Below are 18,929 nucleotides of genomic sequence, written 5' to 3' on the forward strand. Positions count from 1 at the left end.
TTCGCCGTTCTCATTCGACTCAAGGGGTTTATATGCGTGTTATTCGCCTGCTGATGCTGGCTGCTCTGAGTTTTACCCTGCTGAACGCACAGGCCGATGAAGAGGTGGCGAGCAAGCGGCTGAGCGAGCTACTCGGCCAGGCCCAGACCATCAGTGCGCGCTTCTCGCAGCTGACCCTCGACGCCAGCGGCACGCAACTGCAGGAAACTGCAGGGCAACTGGCGCTCAAGCGTCCGGGCATGTTCCGCTGGCACACCGATCAACCCATGGAGCAGTTGCTGGTCTCCAATGGCGAGAAGGTCTGGCTGTACGACCCGGATCTGGAGCAGGTGACCATCCAGACCCTCGACCAGCGCCTGACCCATACCCCGGCATTGCTGCTGTCCGGTGATGTCTCGCAGATTCGCGAGAACTTCGAGATCGACTACAAGGAAGGCGGCAGCGTGGTCGACTTCATTCTCAAGCCCAAGGCCAAGGACAGCCTGTTCGACAGCCTGCGTCTGTCGTTCCGCAACCGCGTGCTCAACGACATGCAACTGATCGACAGCATCGGCCAGCGCACCAACATCCTGTTCCTCAATGTGAAGATGAACGAGCCGGTCGATGATGGGCAGTTCACCTTCGACATTCCGGAAGGTGCGGACGTCATCCAGGAGTAAGGCGTGGATCTGTTCAGTCGCCAACCCGTCGCGCAGCCCCTGGCTGCGCGTTTGCGTGCTACCAGCCTGGACGAGTACGTCGGCCAGGAGCATGTGCTGGCGCCGGGCAAACCGCTGCGTGAGGCGCTGGAGCAGGGCGCCTTGCACTCGATGATCTTCTGGGGGCCGCCCGGGGTGGGCAAGACGACCCTGGCGCGCCTGCTGGCCAAGGTCACCGATGCTCATTTCGAGACCATCTCGGCCGTGCTGTCCGGGGTCAAGGAGATTCGCCAGGCCGTCGAAGTGGCTCAGCAGCACGCGGCGCAGTATGGCCGGCGTACCATCCTCTTCGTCGATGAAGTGCACCGCTTCAACAAGAGCCAGCAGGACGCCTTTCTGCCCTACGTGGAAGACGGCACGCTGATCTTCATTGGTGCCACTACCGAGAATCCTTCGTTCGAGCTGAACAATGCGCTGCTCTCGCGGGCCCGCGTCTACGTGCTCAAGAGCCTCGATGAGGCGGCGATGCGCAAGCTGGTCAATCGCGCTCTGACCGACCCGAAAGGCCTGGGCGAACGCCATCTACGCCTGCCGGACGAGGCTTTTCAGATTCTGCTGGCTGCCGCCGATGGCGATGGCCGTCGTTTGCTCAACTTCCTCGAGAACGCTGCAGACCTGGCCGAGGACGGTGGCGAAATTGGGGTGGAGCTGCTGCAGAACCTGCTGGGCGACAGCCGCCGCCGTTTCGACAAGGGCGGCGAAGCTTTCTACGATCAGATTTCCGCCCTGCACAAATCGGTACGCGGCTCCAGCCCGGATGGTGCGTTGTACTGGTACGCACGCATGCTCGACGGCGGCTGCGACCCGCTGTACATCGCCCGCCGTGTGGTGCGCATGGCCAGCGAGGATATCGGCAACGCCGACCCGCGCGCCCTGACCCTGTGCCTGAATGCCTGGGACGTGCAGGAGCGCCTGGGCAGCCCGGAAGGCGAGCTGGCCGTGGCACAGGCCATCGTTTATCTGGCCTGTGCGCCGAAGAGCAACGCGGTGTACACAGCTTTCAAGGCAGCCATGCGTGATGCGGCCGAGCAGGGTTCGCAGGAGGTGCCGCTGCACCTGCGCAACGCACCGACCAAGCTGATGAAGCAGCTCGGCTACGGTGACGAATATCGTTACGCGCACGATGAGCCGGATGCCTATGCGGCGGGCGAGGATTACTTCCCCGAGAGCTTGCAGCCGCGTCAGTACTACGACCCTGTGCCGCGCGGCTTGGAGCTGAAGATTCGCGACAAGCTGCTGCATTTGCGCAGCCTGGACGCTGCGAGCCCAAGGCGGAGGAGAGCACCATGATCCGCGTCGCGCTTGCCGTAGCTGCTGGGGGCGCGGTTGGCTCGGTGCTGCGGTTTCTGGCTTCCAGCTGGGTCGCGGGCAATTGGCCCAGGCACTTTTATCTGGGCACCTTTGCCGTCAACCTCGTTGGCTGCCTGTTGATCGGCTTGCTTTCGGGGCTGTTCCTCACGCGTACCGATCTTCCACAGGAGCTGCGCACGGGGTTGATTACCGGCGTTTTGGGCGGTTTCACCACTTTTTCATCCTTCAGCCTGGAAATCATGAAACTGATCGAGGGTGGTCGCGCAGTCGAGGCGCTCGGCTACCTGGCGTTCAGCATCATCGGCGGTCTGCTGGCGGCCTGGGCAGGTTTGAGCCTGGCTCGTTTGGCTGCCTGACCTGGCAGCAGGCTGTTGAAAAGAGCGCAGGTGGTTTTTCAACAGCCTGCTAAGGCTTTACACTCCACAGCCCGCGCCACAGTGCCGGCCATCATCATTTCGCTGTTGTATTGAGACCCGAACATGCTCGATTCCAAACTTGTCCGCACGCAACTCACCGAAATCGCCGAGCGCCTCGCCACCCGTGGCTTTGCCCTCGACGTCGCCCGCTTCGAGGCCCTGGAGAGTCAGCGCAAGTCGGTGCAGGTGCGCACCGAGCAACTGCAGGCCGAGCGCAACAGCCGCTCCAAGTCCATCGGTCAGGCCAAGGCACGTGGCGAGGATATTGCGCCGCTGCTGGCGGAGGTCGATCAGTTGGGCAGCGACCTGGAGGCCGGCAAGCGCGAGCTGGACGCCATCCAGAACGAGCTGGACAACCTGCTGCTTAATATTCCCAACCTGCCGCACGAGTCTGTGCCGGTTGGCGCGGATGAGGACGGCAACGTCGAGGTCGCGCGCTGGGGTACGCCGCGCAGCTTCGATTTCGAGATCAAGGATCATGTGGCCCTGGGCGAGCAGCACGGCTGGCTGGACTTCGAGACCGCTGCCAAGCTGTCCGGCGCGCGTTTCGCCCTGCTGCGCGGCCCCATCGCGCGCCTGCATCGCGCCCTGGCGCAGTTCATGATCAACCTGCACACCGGCGAACATGGCTACGAAGAGGCCTACACCCCGTACCTGGTGCAGGCTCCGGCGCTGCAGGGCACAGGTCAGCTGCCGAAATTCGAGGAAGACCTGTTCAAAATCCGTCGCGAAGACCAGGCCGACCTGTACCTGATCCCGACTGCCGAGGTGTCGCTGACCAATATCGTCGCCGGCGAAATTCTCGATGCCAAACAGCTGCCACTGAAGTTCGTCGCCCATACCCCATGTTTCCGCAGTGAGGCGGGCGCCTCCGGCCGAGACACCCGTGGGATGATCCGTCAGCACCAGTTCGACAAGGTCGAGATGGTGCAGATCGTCGAGCCGTCCAAGTCCTTCGAGGCTCTGGAAAGCATGACCGCAAACGCTGAGCGCGTGCTGCAACTGCTGGAGTTGCCGTATCGCAAGCTGGCTCTGTGCACTGGTGACATGGGCTTCTCCGCGGTGAAGACTTACGACCTGGAAGTCTGGGTGCCGAGCCAGGACAAGTACCGTGAGATTTCTTCCTGCTCCAACTGCGGCGACTTCCAGGCGCGCCGCATGCAGGCGCGCTACCGCAATCCGGAAACCGGCAAGCCGGAGCTGGTGCACACCCTCAATGGCTCCGGCCTGGCAGTTGGTCGCACCCTGGTGGCGGTACTGGAGAATTATCAGCAGGCTGACGGCAGTATTCGTGTGCCCGAGGTTCTGAAACCCTATATGGGCGGCATTGAAGTAATCGGCTGAGCCGCTACTAAAACGGGGTGGTGCGGCTGCCCCGTTTACAAGCGGCGCGCCTGGCGATGGACGTAGGGTGCGCATGGCGCACCCTACGTGCCCGTCGTTCGCCTTCCCACCTCATTCGAGGCTGACTTTATGCAATTTCTTCCGCTGTTCCACAAGCTGCAGGGTCGCCCGGTGCTGGTCGTCGGCGGCGGCGAGGTGGCGCTGCGTAAAGCGCGCCTGCTGGCCGAAGCGGGCGCATGCCTGCGGGTTGTGGCGCCCGATGTCCGTCGCGAGCTGCAGGCCATGGCCGGCGAGCAGGGTGTTTTCCTGCGCGGTTACCAGAGCGATGATCTGCAGGGCGTTGGCCTGGTGATTGCCGCGACCGACGACGAGCCGCTCAATGCGCGAATCTCTGCCGAGGCCCAGGCGTTGGGTATCCCCGTCAACGTGGTGGATGCGCCGGCTCTGTGCAGCGTGATCTTCCCAGCCATCGTCGACCGCTCGCCGCTGATCGTCGCGGTCAGCAGCGGTGGTGACGCACCGGTACTGGCGCGCTTGATCCGCGCCAAGATCGAAACCTGGATTCCGGCCACCTATGGCCAGTTGGCCAACCTGGGCAAGCGCTTTCGTGAGCGGGTCAAGCAGCTGTTCCCCGACGTACAGCAGCGCCGTGTATTCTGGGAAGATGTGTTCCAGGGACAGATCGCCGAGAGTGTTTTTGCCGGCAAACTGGAAGAGGGCGAGCGTCTGCTGGAGGCGCGTCTGGCCGGTGCTGCGCCACGTGCGCTGGGTGAGGTGTATCTGGTCGGCGCCGGCCCCGGCGACCCCGATCTGCTGACTTTTCGGGCGCTGCGCCTGATGCAGCAGGCCGACGTGGTGCTGTACGACCGTCTGGTGGCGCCGGCGATCATCGATTTGTGCCGCCGTGATGCGGAGCGTATCTACGTCGGCAAGCGCCGCGCCGATCATGCCGTACCGCAGGAGCAGATCAATCAGCTATTGATCGACCTGGCGAAGCAGGGCAAGCGGGTGCTGCGCCTGAAGGGTGGCGATCCGTTCATCTTCGGCCGGGGCGGTGAGGAGATCGAGCAACTGGCTGCCAAAGGCGTTCCGTTTCAGGTGGTGCCGGGTATTACCGCAGCTTCAGGATGCGCAGCCTATGCCGGGATTCCGCTGACTCATCGCGATCATGCGCAGTCCGTACGTTTCGTTACCGGCCACCTCAAGGATGGCAGCAGCAATCTGCCCTGGCAGGATCTGGTATCGCCGGGACAAACCCTGGTGTTCTACATGGGGCTGGTTGGCCTGCCCGGCATCTGCGCGCAATTGATCGCACACGGCCGTTCAGGCGCCACGCCAGCGGCTTTGGTGCAGCAAGGCACGACGCAGAATCAACGCGTGTTTACCGGCACTCTGGCGACCCTGCCGGAGTTGGTAGCAGCGCATGAAGTACATGCGCCAACCCTGGTGATCGTCGGGGAAGTGGTCACTCTGCGTGACAAGCTCGCTTGGTTCGAAGGCGCTCAGAACAGCATCTGAAACCCCGCGACTGAAGCCTCGTTGTCGAGGCTTCAAGTCACCAGCCATCGCGTTTCTAACGCTGGAACACACCTTTGCCCGGCAGGCGTTGGCGGTCATGTGCGCGCATGAAGTCCTGCCGCGGCCCTTGGGGTATCACGCCCGTAGGGTTGATGCTGGCGTGGCTGGCGTAGTAGTGCGACTTGATGTGGGTGAAGTCCACCGTCTCGGCGATGCCTGGCCACTGGTAGAGCTCGCGTAGCCAGTTGGACAGGTTCGGGTAGTCCTCGATGTGTCGCAGGTTGCACTTGAAGTGCCCGTGATAGACGGCATCGAAGCGAATCAGTGTGGTGAACAGGCGAATATCGGCTTCGGTCAGGTACTCACCGGCCAGATAGCGTGTGTCAGCCAGCAATGCCTCCAGTTCGTCGAGCATGACGAACAATTCGTCGAAGGCTTCTTCGTAAGCGTCCTGGGTGGTAGCAAAGCCCGCGCGGTAGACGCCGTTGTTCACCGCCGGGTAGATGCGCTCATTGAGTGAGTCGATGCGTTCGCGCAGGGCTTCGGGATACAGGTCCAGAGCGTTGCCAGTCAGGCCATCGAAGGCGCTGTTGAGCATGCGGATGATTTCCGCCGATTCATTGCTAACGATGCCGCCCGTTTGTTTGTCCCACAATACAGGCACGGTTACACGCCCGGTGTAATGCTGGTCATCGGCGGTGTAGCGCTGGTGCATGTAGCTCAGGTTATCGAGGTGATCGCCGCTGGAGCCTGTGATGCGGTCGAAGGTCCAGCCTTGCTCGCGCATCAGCCAACTGACCACCGAGACGTCGATCAGCGATTCCAGGCCTTTGAGCTTGCGCAGGATCAGGGTGCGGTGAGCCCAGGGGCAGGCCAGTGAAACATACAGGTGATAGCGCCCGGCCTCCGCCTTGAAACCGCTGCTGCCACTCGGGCCGGCACTGCCATCGGCGGTCACCCAGTTGCGCCGTTGTGCGCTTTCGCGTTGGAAGCGGCCGCTGTCGCCGGTGTCATACCACTGATCATGCCAGCGGCCATCGATCAACAAGCCCATAACACGTGCCTCCGTCTTGAATGAACCTGGAGTCTAGCGTTGTGGGGTCGATGGAAAGGTGGAAAAAGCTGGCTTAACTGATCGATCAGTTGGATTGAAAGCGTGCATCCCAGCGTTGTCGAGCCTGTTGCATGGCCTCATCGCGGCTCAGGCCCAATCCACGTAGCGCGGTTGCCATGGTCGCGATCACGGCCAGGCGACCGTAGGCATCATCATGTTCACCGCGCCAGAACGCGACCAGCACGGCCGGGTCGAGCCGCTCGGGCTTGACGTGACGCTGTGCCGACAGCGCGGGCCATTCTTCGTCCCAATCCTCGCCATTGCGGGTGCCATACAGATGGCAGGCGACATCGGGGTTGACCTCGATCTCGCCACCTTCGCCCTTGATCACGATGGCATGATCGCCCAGTAGCCGGCTGGCTTCACGATGCACGGCCTGGTAGCCGGGGTGAAAAATGCTCTGCAGGCCGCAGTGGGCGTTCAGTGGGTTGATTACCCGTGCCAGGGAATGAATCGGCGAACGCAGACCAAGGGTGTTGCGCAGGTCGATCATGCGCTGTAGCGCCGGCATCCAGTTGCCCAGGTAGCTGTAGGCCAGGCCGTGCGTGTCGAGCGCTTCTTCCACGGCCTGCCAGTTATCGCAGCTGGCTATATCCAGCTGCTTTAGCAGTTGTTCGGTATACAGCCGCCCTGCGGTATGAGCGCCGCCACCGTGCATGAAAATGCGCGTGCCGCTGGCGGCCAGCGCCTTGGCCGCCAGCAGATACCAGGGCAGATGACGTTTCTTGCCGGCATAACTGGGCCAATCCAGGTCCACTGCAACGCTGGGCGTGGGCAGGCGCTGACGGATTGCCTCGGTGAAGCCGGCCAGTTCTTCGGCGCTTTCTTCCTTGTGCCGCAGCAGCATCAGAAAAGCGCCGAGCTGAGTGTCCTCCACCTTGCCGTCGAGCAGCAGGCCCATGGCCTCGCGGGCTTCCTCGCGGGTGAGACCACGTGCGCCGCGCTTGCCCTTGCCGAGAATACGCACGAACTGGGCGAAGGGATGTTCGGCGGGGGTGATCAGGTTCATAGGCAATTGGTCGGTTTTGGCAGGCCGGCAAGCTTGGCGGCGAGTTTGGCGGGCGTGCCCTTGAACAGGCGGTTTAGGTGCAGGCTGTTGCCTTTCTCCGGACCGAGCTTCAATGCCACGTACTTGATCAGTGGGCGGTTGGCCGGTGATAGCTGAAATTCGGCGTAGAAAGCGCGCAGCAGGTCGAGAATTTCCCAGTGTTCTTCACTCAGCTGCAAATCTTCAGCTGCGGCCAGCGCCTCGGCTACGGGGTGTGACCAATCCTGCAGGTCGAGCAGGTAGCCGTCCTTGTCCAGGGCAATTTCACGTCCGGCGACGTTGAGCGTGCTCATAGCCAGCTGTTGACCTTGGCGTAGCGGATGCATAGCTCGACGAACTCTGGATAGTCCACGACCTGTGCGCGCTCGGGCGCCTGCAGGCCGCGGGCGCTTAGGTCTTCGCCCAGTGCATAGAGCGCAACGCTGGCGGGCATCAGTTGCAGAGCCTGCAGGTTGGCTGTGCCGGGCTGTAGCGCGTAGACCGCATCGCCGCTGAGCAACAGACCATCAGCGGCACCCAACAGACGCAGGCAGCTAGCCAGGCGGCTATCGGCGAACGGCGAATGGGAAAGTATGTGCAGGGTGGCCATTAGAGGGTGATCACCTGGTCATAACGATCAAGGAGGGCGGTCAGCGCACTGTCGTCCAGTCGCTCTACCGCCAGATTCAGTTCGGCATCGCTCAGGCCGCGCTCGGCCAGGCTGCGTTGGCTGGCGTACAGATCTTCTACGCCGAACATTGGCAGCGCCTGTAGGTTCGCGCCAAGGTTTTTTTGCTGTAGTGCACCAGGTTGCTGCGCTTTGCTTAGCTGGAACACGCCATCGTCGAGAAACAGCATGCCGATGGGCAGGTCGAAGGCGCCGCCAGCCAGGGCGATATCCAGCGCCTCGCGGGCTCCAGGGCCGCTCCAGGGCGCCTGGCGGCTGATGATCAATAGCGACTTGCTCATTCAGTGGCCTCCGAAGCAGATCAGGCGGTCGGCCTGTTGCGCCGCTTCATGCAATTGGCCAAGGCCGGAAAGCTCCCACGGGGCCTGCAGATTGGCCGCAGGGCGCGCATAGCGCTGCGCTTCTTCGGCGTTGAGTACGCCGCGACGCAGTGCAGCAGCGATACACACCACCGCGTCCAGCCCGTTGGCAGTGACGAACTCGCGCCACTCGCCGGGCAGATCGAGCTCGTCCTGCGGGCTGACCACGTTGCTAGCGGCGCTATGCACGCCGTCCTGATAGAAGAACAGGCGAACGATCTCGTGGCCGTCCGCCAGCGCCGCCTGGGCAAAACGCAGTGCGCGTCGCGAGGCAGGCAGATGAGGAGCAGCGAACAGGGCAATGGCAAACTTCATGGCGTTTCCGGCGAGGCAAAACTGTGCCAATGATAAGGCCAGGGTGCCCGGCAAACAAAGGCAACTGATGGCCGCGCAAGAAAAAGCCCGCCGAAGCGGGCTTGAAGGGGGACGAAAGCTATCAGTCGTCGCCGCCCATGATGCCGAAGATCTGCAGCAGGCTGACGAACAGGTTGTAGATCGATACGTACAGGCTGATGGTGGCCATGATGTAGTTGCGTTCACCACCATGGATGATGGCGCTGGTCTGGAACAGGATGCAGGCCGAGGAGAACAGCACGAAGCCAGCGCTGATCGCCAGTTGCAGGCCGCTGATCTGGAAGAAGAAGCTGGCAACCACGGCGCCCAGCAGAACGAAGAAGCCTGCCGTGATGAAGCCGCTGAGGAAGCTCATGTCCTTGCGGGTGGTGAGCACGTAGGCAGACAGGCCGAAGAACACCAGCGCAGTCATGGTAAAGGCGGAGCTGATGACCTCAGCGCCGTTGGTCATGCCCAGGTAGCGGTTGAGGATCGGGCCAAGGGTGTAACCCATGAAGCCGGTCAGCGCGAGGGTAGAAAGCAGACCCCACGCAGAATTGCGCAGCTTGGCGGTGAGGAAGAACAGGCCGTAGAAACCGATCAGTACGACAAAGATGTTCGGATAAGGAACGTTGGCGCGCTGCGAGATGAACGCCACAAGGCCGCTGAAGGCCAGGGTGATGGCCAGTAGGCCATAGGTATTACGCAGAACGCTGCTGACTTCCTGTTGCTCAACCTGAGAATGGTTGAGTGCATAATCTCGCTCTTGCATGGCGACGCTCCTGTTGTAAGAGGCTTTCAAATTCGAATGTATCGGATCATAGCAGAGCGGGATTGCCTGCCAAGACTTAGAGTTTGACAGTGTGTTTCGTTCCGGTAAGATTGCCGCCCGCACTGCTGCGGAGGTTTGAGCGTTAGCCTCCGCACTCAAGAATCTGGAAGCGTGGCCGAGTGGTTTAAGGCAACGGTCTTGAAAACCGTCGATGGGCAACTATCCGTGAGTTCGAATCTCACCGCTTCCGCCAACTCTCCAAAATTGCTACGACGCAATTACTGATCCTAATCTGGCGCTTGCTTTTTGACTACCGTGCGCCAAGCTAGGTCAGGCCTTGGCTTTTTGTTAAGGTGACCGGCAAGTTCAATCTCACCGTCGTTGCGCGGTGGCTGACAAGGTGCAACGAGGTGGCGATTGATTAGGGTCCTGGTTGTCGACGATCACGATCTGGTTCGCACGGGCATCACCCGTATGCTGGCCGATATCGACGGTCTGCAAGTCGTGGGCGAAGCCTGCACTGGCGAAGAAGCCCTGCTCAAGGTTCGCGAACTCAAGCCCGACGTCGTCCTGATGGACGTCAAGATGCCAGGTATCGGCGGCCTGGAAGCCACCCGTAAGCTGATGCGCAGTCATCCCGATATCAAGGTCGTCGCCGTTACCGTGTGTGAGGATGAACCTTTCCCGACGCGCCTGCTGCAGGCGGGCGCCGCTGGTTATCTGACCAAGGGTGCAGCGTTGGATGAGATGGTGCAGACCATTCGTCTCGTATTCGCCGGCCAGCGCTACATCGACCCGCAAATCGCCCAGCAACTGGCGCTGAAATCCTTCCAGCCGCAGAACAGTGGTTCGCCATTCGATCTGTTGTCCGAGCGCGAAATCCAGATCGCGCTGATGATCGCCAACTGCCACAAGGTGCAGAACATCTCGGACAAACTGTGCCTGTCGCCGAAGACGGTCAATACCTACCGCTATCGCATCTTCGAGAAGCTCTCTATCACCAGCGATGTCGAGCTGGCTTTGCTCGCGGTGCGCCACGGCATGGTCGACGCCGTCAGCTGAAAATGCCTGCCCCATTCGATCCGAGTGCCTTCCTGGCGACCTGCAGTGGTCGCCCCGGCGTCTATCGCATGTTCGATAGCGAGGCTCGCCTGCTCTACGTCGGCAAGGCGAAAAACCTCAAGAAGCGTCTCTCCAGTTACTTTCGCAAGACCGGTCAGGCACCCAAGACGGCCGCGCTGGTCGCACGTATCGCGCAGATCGAAACCACCATCACCGCCAACGAGACCGAGGCACTGCTGCTCGAGCAGACCTTGATCAAGGAATGGCGGCCGCCTTACAACATCCTGCTGCGCGACGATAAATCCTATCCTTACGTGTTTCTCTCTGACGGCGACTTTCCACGGCTCGGCATTCACCGAGGGGCGAAGAAGGCCAGGGGGCGCTATTTCGGCCCTTATCCCAGTGCATTGGCGATTCGCGAGAGCCTGAGCCTGCTGCAGAAGACCTTCCTGGTTCGCCAGTGCGAGGACAGTTACTACAAGAACCGCACGCGACCTTGCCTGCAATACCAGATCAAACGCTGCAAAGCCCCCTGCGTCGGCCTGGTCAGTCCGGAGGAGTACGCCGAGGACGTGCGTCACTCGGTGATGTTTCTCGACGGCCGCAGCAATGCACTGAGTGAGGAGCTCTCGGCCAGTATGGAAAAGGCCTCGATGGCCCTGGAGTTCGAGCGCGCCGCTGAGCTGCGTGATCAGATCGCAATGCTGCGCCGTGTGCGGGACCAGCAAAGCATGGAAGGTGGCACCGGTGACGTCGACGTGGTCGCGGTGATGCTCACCCCCGGTGGCGCCTGCGTGCACCTGATCAGCGTGCGTGGCGGGCGCGTGCTGGGTAGCAAGAATTTCTTCCCGCAGGTGGCGATCGAAGAGGAGGGTGGCGACGTGCTGATGGCCTTCCTCGCTCAGTACTACCTGGGTAATGCCGAGCGCGACCTGCCCAGCGAGCTGATCGTCAACGTGCAGCATGAAGATTTCGCCACGCTGATCGAGGCCATCGAGTCGTTACGCGGCCGTAGTCTCAGCATCAGCTTGCGCGTGCGTGGCACGCGAGCTCGTTGGCAGCAGCTTGCCGTGACCAACGCCGAACAGGCGCTGGCCGCACGCCTGGTCAACCGGCAGCATCTGGCCGAGCGTTTCGAGGCGCTGGCTACCGTGCTGGAAATGGACGAGCCGCCGCAGCGCATGGAATGCTTCGATATCAGCCATTCCAGTGGTGAGGCGACGGTCGCCTCATGCGTGGTATTCGGTCCCGAAGGTCCGCTGAAATCCGATTACCGGCGCTTCAATATCGAGGGCGTGACCGCTGGCGACGACTACGCCGCGATGCACCAGGCGTTGACTCGGCGCTTCAGCAAGATCAAGGATGGCGAAGGCAAGTTGCCCGATGTGCTGCTGGTGGACGGTGGCAAGGGGCAGTTGGCCATGGCGCGCGAGGTACTGCAGGAGCTGGCCGTGCCGGATCTGATTCTGCTTGGTGTGGCCAAGGGCACGACGCGCAAGCCGGGCCTGGAAGTGCTTTACTTGAACGATGCCGAGCATGAGTTCACCTTGCCCGGCAACTCCCCGGCACTGCATCTGATTCAGCAGATCCGTGACGAATCGCACCGCTTTGCGATCACCGGGCACCGTGCGCGACGCGGCAAGACCCGACGTACCTCTACATTGGAAGAAGTGCCTGGTATCGGCCCCAAGCGGCGGCGCGAATTGCTCAACCACTTCGGCGGCCTGCAGGAATTGTCCCGTGCCAGCGCTGAAGAAATTGCCAAAGCGCCCGGAATCAATAAAAAGCTCGCTGAGTCGATTTATGACGCTCTGCACAGCGAGTAGAATGCCCGCTCACCTCGCAGCCTTGTTGTGCCGATGAATATCCCCAACCTGCTTACCGTGCTCCGGGTCGCACTGATACCGGTTTTCATCCTCCTGTTCTATCTGCCGTTTGCCTGGAGTTACTGGGCAGCCAGCGGAGTTTTTGCCGTTGCTGCCGTCACTGATTGGCTAGATGGCTACCTGGCCCGACGCTGGGAGCAGGGTACCCCTTTTGGCGCCTTCCTCGATCCGGTCGCAGATAAATTGATGGTTGCTGTAGCCTTGGTGCTGTTGGCTGCCGAACATTCCAATCTTTGGCTGACGCTGGCGGCGGCGATCATCATCGGTCGCGAGATCGTCGTCTCTGCGCTGCGCGAGTGGATGGCCGAACTGGGGGCTCGGGCACATGTGGCCGTGTCCAACCTTGGCAAGTGGAAAACCGCCGCGCAAATGCTGGCGCTGGTCATCCTGCTGGGTAATCCACCGGTGTTCACCTTCTGGGTCGTGCTCGGATATATCTTGCTGGTGGTCGCAGCCGTGCTCACATTGTGGTCGATGCTGCAGTACCTGTTGGCCGCCTGGCCACACCTCAGCACCACCTCGGAAAAGAAATAAGTATTTTTGAATCAAAGGGTTGACGGCGCGATTCGATTCTATAGAATGGCGCCCGTCGACAAGACAAGCGGGAATAGCTCAGTTGGTAGAGCACGACCTTGCCAAGGTCGGGGTCGCGAGTTCGAGTCTCGTTTCCCGCTCCAAGTTATGATCTACAGACTTCTACTGACGTCTGTAAGTCGTTGAAAAGAGGGGCTTCGGCCCCTTTTTTCATTCCAGCGAGCGCCACGGAAATCCACCCACAGCCAGCCTTTTTTAGGCGCCAATCTAGGCACAGGAATACGGGTGAGACGGCTTCCGGATAGTTGCTGGGGCTGAGCGGGAACCATGACGAGCATAGGGCCTAAGTCATCACTTAGGAGCCTCGAAATGGCACTCTCTGATCTGACAGTCCGGCAGGCAAGGACCACCGGCAAACGCTACACCCTCCACGACAACGACTGCCTGAGCCTGATGGTCTCTGCCGCAGGCGGCAAGTCATGGATCTTCCGCTACTGCTGGCTGCGCAAGCAAAAGCGCATGTCCTTGGGCGGCTATCCCGCCCTCAGCCTGCGCGAGGCCCGCGCCGAGCGGGACAAGGCCCAGTCTCTGCTCGCCAGGGGGATCGATCCCCAGATTGAGCGCGACCAGCGGCGGCACGCGGCCAGGCTGGCAGGCGAATACACCTTCAAGAACGTCTTCGACGCCTGGGTCGAGCATCGCCGCAAGGAACTCAAGGAAGGCCGTCAAAGCACGCTTTCGCAGATCCTGCGCATCTTCAACAAGGACGTGCTGCCCACCCTGGGGAAGATGTCGATCTACGACATTCGTCGGCCCCAGCTCGTAGGCGTCGTGGCGGCGATCGAGAAGCGCAAGGCGTTCACCACCGCCGAGAAGGTCCGCACCTGGTTCAACCAGATGTTCCGCTATGCCCTGGTCATCGCCGAGGGGCTGGAAGTCAACCCGGCCGCGGACCTGGACGTGGTGGCCGAACCCAAGCCTCCGGTGGCGCACAACCCCTACCTGCACCTGCCCGAGCTGCCCGAGTTCCTTCAGAAGCTCCGGCGCTACAACCCCCGCGGCTGGCAGACCCAGCTTGGTGTCCGTCTGCTGTTCCTGACGGGGGTGCGCACGGGCGAGTTGCGGCTGGCCGAACCCGAGCAATTCGACCTCGACCGCGGCTTGTGGATCATCCCGCCGCAGGTCGTCAAGCAGCTCCAGGACGAAATGCGCAAGGCCGGCAAGCGGCCGCAGGACGTGCCGCCCTACATCGTGCCCCTGTCCCTGCAGGCCATCGAGATTGTGCGCTATCTCCTGGGCGTGATGCGGCCGGCGCAGAAGTACCTGCTGTCGCATCGCAGCGAACTCAAGAAGCGCATCAGCGAGAACACCCTCAACAAGGCCGTGCAGCTCATGGGGTATGAGGGGCGCCTGACCGGCCACGGCATCCGCGGCACCATCTCGACCGCGCTCAACGAGATCGGATACCCGAAGATTTGGGTGGATGCGCAGCTTTCGCACTCCGACCCGAACAAGGTCAGCTCGGCCTACAACCACGCCAAGTACGTGGAGCCGCGACGCCGCATGATGCAGGACTGGGCCGATCGCCTCGACCTGCTCGAACAGGGCGAAGTGGAAGCCGCGAGCGCGCACCTGACCATCCGCATCGACGGGGTGCCGGCGATGGCGGAAGTGGAGGAAGTGGTGGGCGCGATCCCCGCGGTGGCCGAGCCCGCTGCCCCCGGCGTGCCGCCCGTGGTGGCCACGCCCATCGTCGTGACCCCCAACAGCGGCGGAATCACGTTCCAGCGGCTGTCGCAGGTGCCTCCGCCTCCGGTGCACGCCCCGGAGCCGGAAGTCTCCGCCATCCAGCGCGAGCGCGAGGAAATGCTGGCCATGTACGAGTCGCCGAACAATCTGCCGGTCCCGCTGTTCGGCAAGCTGGCCGGTAAGTCCAAGGATCAGATCAACCGCGAGCTGAAGGCGGGCAAGCTGCTGTCCATCAGCCTGGGCAATCGGGGGCAGCGGGTTCCCGACTGGCAACTGGTGCCGCTCAAGCACAAGCTGGCCCAGGTGCTCATGAACCAGTGCCCGCACGCGGATTCGTGGGACCTGTACCGCATGCTGACCCAGCCGCACCCTGACCTAGGTGATCGCGCGGCCATCGATGCGGTCACGCCGACCAACGTGCCCGCCATCATCCGGGTCATCGTGGGCGACTACCAGCGCCATGAGGATGCGCCCGAAGCCATTGCCTTGCGGCCCATCCCCGAGGATGTGCGGCAGAGCGTCCGTCGGCTAGTGGATAGCGCAGCGGTGTTAGAGGGGGCCTAACTTCGCGCTGGATCCTATGGCCGGGGTTGTTACCCCGGCCATAGGGGGCGTCCACTATGCCGCCCCCGTCCTGGCAACTTGCAGCGCTCTACGCTCGAACCGGTCCACAACTGAACTGGTTTCCTCCTTGGGGCGCTGCAAATGCGTCACGATCTCGTAGGGGCCATCGATGAGCGGCCGCATCGTGATCCCCCATCTATGGGCATGCGCGATGCGCGATTGCGAGGACACTCCGACGCCATATCCGGCCGCGACCCACGTGGCCAACAGGCCAAATGAGGTCACGTACTGGATGTTCTGCCGACCGGTCGGCAGGAGGTTGGAAAGCCGCTCATCCAACTTGGAGCAGATTTCCGCCTGCCAGCGATACAGCGAGTAGTCCAACAGATCGGCGATCGTGAGTGTCGCCTGGTCAAGCAAAGGGAACCGTGGAGGCACGGCAACGGCCATCTCCTCGATCCACAACGGCTGGATTTTCAGGGCCGCGTCGCTCGATCCCTGAACCGATAGCCCTGCGTCGTAGCGGCTCTCATGGAGTCCCTCACGCAGATCGTCATCTGAAACCTCGAAGAACGCGAGGGTGACATCCGGCTCTTCCGCGCGTTGCAGCGCCAGCAGCGCCGAGAGCTTTGACGACGGCACGCCTGGCGCTATGGCAAGCCTGAGACGGGAGAACTGGCCGATGGCGTTGTGCATGATGGCGCCGCAAGGCGGCTAAGCGGCAGGTCGAGGACAAGCCGACATGATAGTTAAGAGCGAACTTTAACGTCTATAACTTTAACGTGGTTAATTTCGGAAGATTGTTCGACGCTTCTGCTAATGCAGAAGCCCACTATTCAGCCAGGCCGCCCCTCTGGCACATCGACATATGAATCCGAGCCAGCGTTAGCCTTTGGGCAGGCCGTGCGCGCTGCGCGCGTCGCTCAAGGCATCGCTCAAGACGAGTTTGCATCTAGGGCAGGCATTTCGCGCTCACACATGGGCAAGATCGAGCGCGGGGAGCACGTGCCCACGCTTCCTCTCATATTGAAAATTGCCATGGCGCTCAGAATAAGCGCTGCTGAATTGATGGCTGCAACGGAGCGCTACCTTGGCACCGGCGGCAACACCGATTCTTGAGGGTGACCGTCGATGATGGCGCTGTCAGCTACCCAGACTGTCACGTAGGCGGACGAGATCGCGCAGACGAACGATGAATCGCTCCAGCGAAGCCGGTGCGTCGCCGCCGCCGAGCCGGAGCAGATAGGTCGTGATTACTGCCGATTCCACCGCCAGAGGGCGGGTAAGCACATCTGGTCGTGGACTGATGGCAACCCTGGTCGCCGTCGTGAAACCGACACCAAAGCCCGCGCTGACCAGGGTAAGCATCATCTCCAGCGAGGAGACGTGTTCGACCACATTCGGTTCGCGTTCCAGAAGCCGTAGAAGCCGAGCCAGTTCACGACAGTAACCTTCGCATACCTGTGGATCGCACAGTACGAGTGGGTGGCCGCCGAGTTCATGGAGCGGGACCGCCTTGTGAACAAGCAGTTCATGCCTGACTGGTACGGCGATCACCAGCGGGTCTTGCCAGATCGGCTCGGCAACAATGTCGTCGCCGACTTCGGCCGTGTGCGCGAACCCGATGGTGAAGTCGCCGGCACGCAGGCCGCGCAACTGCTCGGCCAACGGTACCTCGCACAAGCGGATCTCGATGTCTGGCTCTTCAGCGCGGCAACTGGCAAGAAAATCCGATAGCCAGGGATCGATCGCGCCATCGGACACCGCGATGCGCAGGCTGCCTCGCGAGCCCGCTGCGATGGCCTTGGCATTCTCTCGTGCTTGTTCCAGGACGGCGAATAGTCGGCGAGTGTCTTGCAGGAACGCGGTACCTGCTGCGGTCAGCCGGGTCCCCCTGCGGTCCCGGTCGAAAAGCAAGACGCCTAGCTCATCCTCCAGTTCCTTGATCGCCCGAGACAAGGGCGGTTGCTCGATATGCAGGCGCTCGGCAGCGCGGGTGAAATGCAGTTCTTCGGCGAGGACGACAAAGCAGCGAAGGTGACGTAGCTCCATGAAGCGCCCCGATTCTCCATTTCACGGCCGTGGTTCTGTGACGGACAACGGTTTGCAATCGAGGGCGAGATGAAGGGCGTCCTGGTTGCGCAGTTCCGGCAAGTGCAACAAGCCATGTATTTCGCTTTGTTTGAACGCCTCCGTCAATTCCGCAAGCGCGGATCGCCAGTGTGACTTCAACTCGCCTATCGCATTGTTTCCACACGCGGTCAGAACAATTTCGATCACTCTTCGGTCATGCGTGCGATCCACGCGTTCCTGCGCCGCTCTCTGGATCATGCCCTTCTTCTCAAGGCGGTCTAACAGCCTTGTCACCGAGGCTGAATCGACTTCCAGACTGCGGGCCAAAGTGCTAGGCGTAGATGCCGGAGTGACCGACATATGGTGTAGTGCCATCATCTGCACAGCGGTCAAACCAAACGGAGCAGCCATGCGATTCAGCACTTGATTCCTGGCCGTGGAAAGCCGCGTGATGGCCGTAGAAAGCTCCATCACCCGGAGGGCATCGCTTGTTTTCCCCGTTTCGGTTGACCCATTCGGCATCATGATCGGGAACGTTTATTCGTCGCTTCATCGCCGCGGCCGTAGGCACGCATGAATGTCACCACGGCTGCGTTCGCCCACTGGTCAATCTGCGCCGAGGAAGGCGCGGCATCCGGATGAGTCAGGCACTGAAGCTGAGGCTCGCCCCGAACCAGGTTGATGAACAGATTGGCGGCCGTCTCGCGGCCAATCTCGCCAAGATCGACCTCACCGGATGCCGCCGCATTGGCCAGTTGTTCGGCCACCATCGTCGTCATGACCTGCGGGCCGGCCAGGTAGAACGTCCGTGCCAGCCTAGGGAAGCGCTGCCCTTCGGCGATGACGACGCGGAATAAGGCCAGCCCGCCAGGGGAAAGCACAATGTCCAGATAGGCCTTGGCGAGCATGGTCAACGTCTCCCGCAGCTTTCCGGGGCGGAACTCGATGCCATGCACCGTGTTCGTGAATGACGCACATTCGGCCTCGATCACCGCGGTGAAGAGGGCCTCCTTGTTTGCGTAGTGCGCGTACACCGTGGACTTGGACACCCCAGCCTCGCGCTGGATCATGTCGGTGGTTGCCGCGCTGAACCCACGGGTCAGGAAGACGTTGCGCGCAGCGCGCAGGACGGTGAGAGCCTTGGCGTTCAGCTCGTTGCTGCTCGGCGTCGGGGCGGTCATGGCTTGGTTGGTGCGTGGCATCTGCTTGGCTTGGAAGTTTTGACACGGAGGCTTGATTTCGGTATAGTACCAAACCGCTCGGTACGAATCAACTTAGCCAACCATCTCACGGGCAACTGCGCTTAGCAATTGCTGAAATCCCCTGTGAGTTGGTGGCCTAAATTTTGTTGCCATAGTAAACCGAGCGGTTCGGTACTATTCGCATATTGGATGAGCCTTCATGACGTCACAACCGCTGCTCTCACAACTGCTGCGACAAGCAGGCACGGCGCTCTGCACGATCTCACTGGTCGGCTGCGC

21 protein-coding genes and 2 tRNA genes are annotated in these 18,929 nt (G+C 61.5%); 12 read left to right on the forward strand and 11 right to left on the reverse strand.

Features of this window, described 5'->3' with window-relative positions:
* Window positions 1–32 precede the first annotated feature (32 nt).
* The 5 genes from lolA (at window position 33) to cysG (ending at window position 5,287) form a co-directional block, all read left to right on the forward strand.
* Window positions 33–659, forward strand: coding sequence for an outer membrane lipoprotein periplasmic chaperone LolA (gene lolA / locus DBO86_RS05230; RefSeq protein ID WP_074858396.1), 627 nt, complete (start codon window positions 33–35; stop codon window positions 657–659).
* 3 nt (window positions 660–662) lie between these two features.
* On the forward strand, window positions 663–1,988 hold the full coding sequence (locus DBO86_RS05235; protein WP_003460421.1) for a replication-associated recombination protein A: 1,326 nt from the start codon (window positions 663–665) through the stop codon (window positions 1,986–1,988).
* Window positions 1,985–2,365 (forward strand): fluoride efflux transporter CrcB, encoded by a 381-nt coding sequence (gene crcB / locus DBO86_RS05240; RefSeq protein ID WP_003460420.1) that lies wholly within the window; start codon window positions 1,985–1,987, stop codon window positions 2,363–2,365. The genes DBO86_RS05235 and crcB overlap by 4 nt, the downstream gene beginning before the upstream one ends.
* 123 nt (window positions 2,366–2,488) lie before the next feature.
* Window positions 2,489–3,769, forward strand: coding sequence for a serine--tRNA ligase (serS, locus tag DBO86_RS05245; RefSeq protein WP_108233148.1), 1,281 nt, complete (start codon window positions 2,489–2,491; stop codon window positions 3,767–3,769).
* 129 nt (window positions 3,770–3,898) lie between these two features.
* Window positions 3,899–5,287, forward strand: coding sequence for a siroheme synthase CysG (gene cysG / locus DBO86_RS05250; protein WP_003460418.1), 1,389 nt, complete (start codon window positions 3,899–3,901; stop codon window positions 5,285–5,287).
* 55 nt (window positions 5,288–5,342) lie between these two features.
* Here cysG and DBO86_RS05255 read toward each other — a convergent pair whose 3' ends face one another.
* The 7 genes from DBO86_RS05255 to DBO86_RS05285 all read right to left on the reverse strand — a co-directional run bounded on the left by DBO86_RS05255 (window position 5,343) and on the right by DBO86_RS05285 (window position 9,580).
* Window positions 5,343–6,341: a glutathione S-transferase family protein gene (locus DBO86_RS05255; protein WP_003460417.1), complete on the reverse strand. Its 999-nt coding sequence runs from the start codon at window positions 6,339–6,341 to the stop codon at window positions 5,343–5,345.
* Between the two features lie 85 nt (window positions 6,342–6,426).
* A complete protein-coding gene (locus DBO86_RS05260; protein ID WP_003460415.1) occupies window positions 6,427–7,410 on the reverse strand; it encodes a glycosyl transferase family protein in 984 nt (327 codons plus the stop codon).
* The gene (locus tag DBO86_RS05265; protein WP_003460414.1) at window positions 7,407–7,742 is read right to left on the reverse strand and encodes a TusE/DsrC/DsvC family sulfur relay protein; all 336 of its coding nucleotides are present in this window, start codon (window positions 7,740–7,742) and stop codon (window positions 7,407–7,409) included. Before DBO86_RS05265 ends, DBO86_RS05260 begins: the two co-directional genes overlap by 4 nt.
* A complete protein-coding gene (gene tusB / locus DBO86_RS05270) occupies window positions 7,739–8,038 on the reverse strand; it encodes a sulfurtransferase complex subunit TusB (protein ID WP_003460413.1) in 300 nt (99 codons plus the stop codon). Before tusB ends, DBO86_RS05265 begins: the two co-directional genes overlap by 4 nt.
* Window positions 8,038–8,397: a sulfurtransferase complex subunit TusC gene (gene tusC / locus DBO86_RS05275; RefSeq protein WP_003460412.1), complete on the reverse strand. Its 360-nt coding sequence runs from the start codon at window positions 8,395–8,397 to the stop codon at window positions 8,038–8,040. The genes tusB and tusC overlap by 1 nt, the downstream gene beginning before the upstream one ends.
* A complete protein-coding gene (tusD, locus tag DBO86_RS05280) occupies window positions 8,398–8,790 on the reverse strand; it encodes a sulfurtransferase complex subunit TusD (RefSeq protein WP_017677050.1) in 393 nt (130 codons plus the stop codon).
* A gap of 121 nt (window positions 8,791–8,911) precedes the next feature.
* Complete coding sequence (locus DBO86_RS05285) at window positions 8,912–9,580, reverse strand: Bax inhibitor-1/YccA family protein (protein ID WP_003460410.1); 669 nt, start codon at window positions 9,578–9,580, stop codon at window positions 8,912–8,914.
* Window positions 9,581–9,745: 165 nt separating this feature from the next.
* On the opposite strand from DBO86_RS05285, the gene DBO86_RS05290 reads away from it, so the two are divergent.
* The 6 genes from DBO86_RS05290 to DBO86_RS05315 all read left to right on the forward strand — a co-directional run bounded on the left by DBO86_RS05290 (window position 9,746) and on the right by DBO86_RS05315 (window position 15,375).
* Window positions 9,746–9,833 (forward strand) — tRNA-Ser (locus DBO86_RS05290).
* A gap of 164 nt (window positions 9,834–9,997) precedes the next feature.
* A complete protein-coding gene (gene gacA, locus DBO86_RS05295; RefSeq protein WP_003460401.1) occupies window positions 9,998–10,642 on the forward strand; it encodes a response regulator transcription factor GacA in 645 nt (214 codons plus the stop codon).
* Between the two features lie 2 nt (window positions 10,643–10,644).
* Entirely contained in the window at window positions 10,645–12,468 is a 1,824-nt protein-coding gene (uvrC, locus tag DBO86_RS05300; protein WP_108233149.1) for an excinuclease ABC subunit UvrC, read from the forward strand.
* Between the two features lie 33 nt (window positions 12,469–12,501).
* Window positions 12,502–13,062 carry a CDP-diacylglycerol--glycerol-3-phosphate 3-phosphatidyltransferase gene (gene pgsA, locus DBO86_RS05305; RefSeq protein WP_003460392.1) on the forward strand — a complete coding sequence of 187 codons (561 nt, stop codon included), beginning with the start codon at window positions 12,502–12,504 and terminating at the stop codon, window positions 13,060–13,062.
* A 67-nt stretch (window positions 13,063–13,129) separates the two neighbouring features.
* Window positions 13,130–13,205, forward strand: a tRNA-Gly gene (locus DBO86_RS05310).
* Window positions 13,206–13,431: 226 nt separating this feature from the next.
* Window positions 13,432–15,375 carry a tyrosine-type recombinase/integrase gene (locus DBO86_RS05315; RefSeq protein WP_108233150.1) on the forward strand — a complete coding sequence of 648 codons (1,944 nt, stop codon included), beginning with the start codon at window positions 13,432–13,434 and terminating at the stop codon, window positions 15,373–15,375.
* A 54-nt stretch (window positions 15,376–15,429) separates the two neighbouring features.
* Here DBO86_RS05315 and DBO86_RS05320 read toward each other — a convergent pair whose 3' ends face one another.
* Complete coding sequence (locus tag DBO86_RS05320) at window positions 15,430–16,071, reverse strand: substrate-binding domain-containing protein (protein ID WP_108233151.1); 642 nt, start codon at window positions 16,069–16,071, stop codon at window positions 15,430–15,432.
* 123 nt (window positions 16,072–16,194) lie between these two features.
* Between DBO86_RS05320 and DBO86_RS05325 the strand changes: the two genes are divergently transcribed.
* Window positions 16,195–16,494, forward strand: a complete 300-nt coding sequence (locus tag DBO86_RS05325) for a helix-turn-helix domain-containing protein (RefSeq protein WP_071559761.1) — start codon at window positions 16,195–16,197, stop codon at window positions 16,492–16,494.
* 24 nt (window positions 16,495–16,518) lie between these two features.
* Here DBO86_RS05325 and DBO86_RS05330 read toward each other — a convergent pair whose 3' ends face one another.
* Genes DBO86_RS05330 through DBO86_RS05340 form a run of 3 tightly spaced genes read right to left on the reverse strand, consistent with a single transcriptional unit; the run spans window position 16,519 to window position 18,650 of the window.
* Window positions 16,519–17,427 (reverse strand): LysR family transcriptional regulator, encoded by a 909-nt coding sequence (locus DBO86_RS05330; RefSeq protein WP_108233152.1) that lies wholly within the window; start codon window positions 17,425–17,427, stop codon window positions 16,519–16,521.
* 21 nt (window positions 17,428–17,448) lie between these two features.
* Entirely contained in the window at window positions 17,449–17,973 is a 525-nt protein-coding gene (locus tag DBO86_RS05335; RefSeq protein ID WP_208630366.1) for a MarR family winged helix-turn-helix transcriptional regulator, read from the reverse strand.
* Complete coding sequence (locus tag DBO86_RS05340; protein WP_244185514.1) at window positions 17,970–18,650, reverse strand: TetR/AcrR family transcriptional regulator; 681 nt, start codon at window positions 18,648–18,650, stop codon at window positions 17,970–17,972. The genes DBO86_RS05335 and DBO86_RS05340 overlap by 4 nt, the downstream gene beginning before the upstream one ends.
* Window positions 18,651–18,929: the final 279 nt, after the last annotated feature.

Origin of the sequence: Ectopseudomonas oleovorans, assembly GCF_003052605.1 — a bacterium.
Classification (GTDB): domain Bacteria; phylum Pseudomonadota; class Gammaproteobacteria; order Pseudomonadales; family Pseudomonadaceae; genus Aquipseudomonas; species Aquipseudomonas oleovorans_A.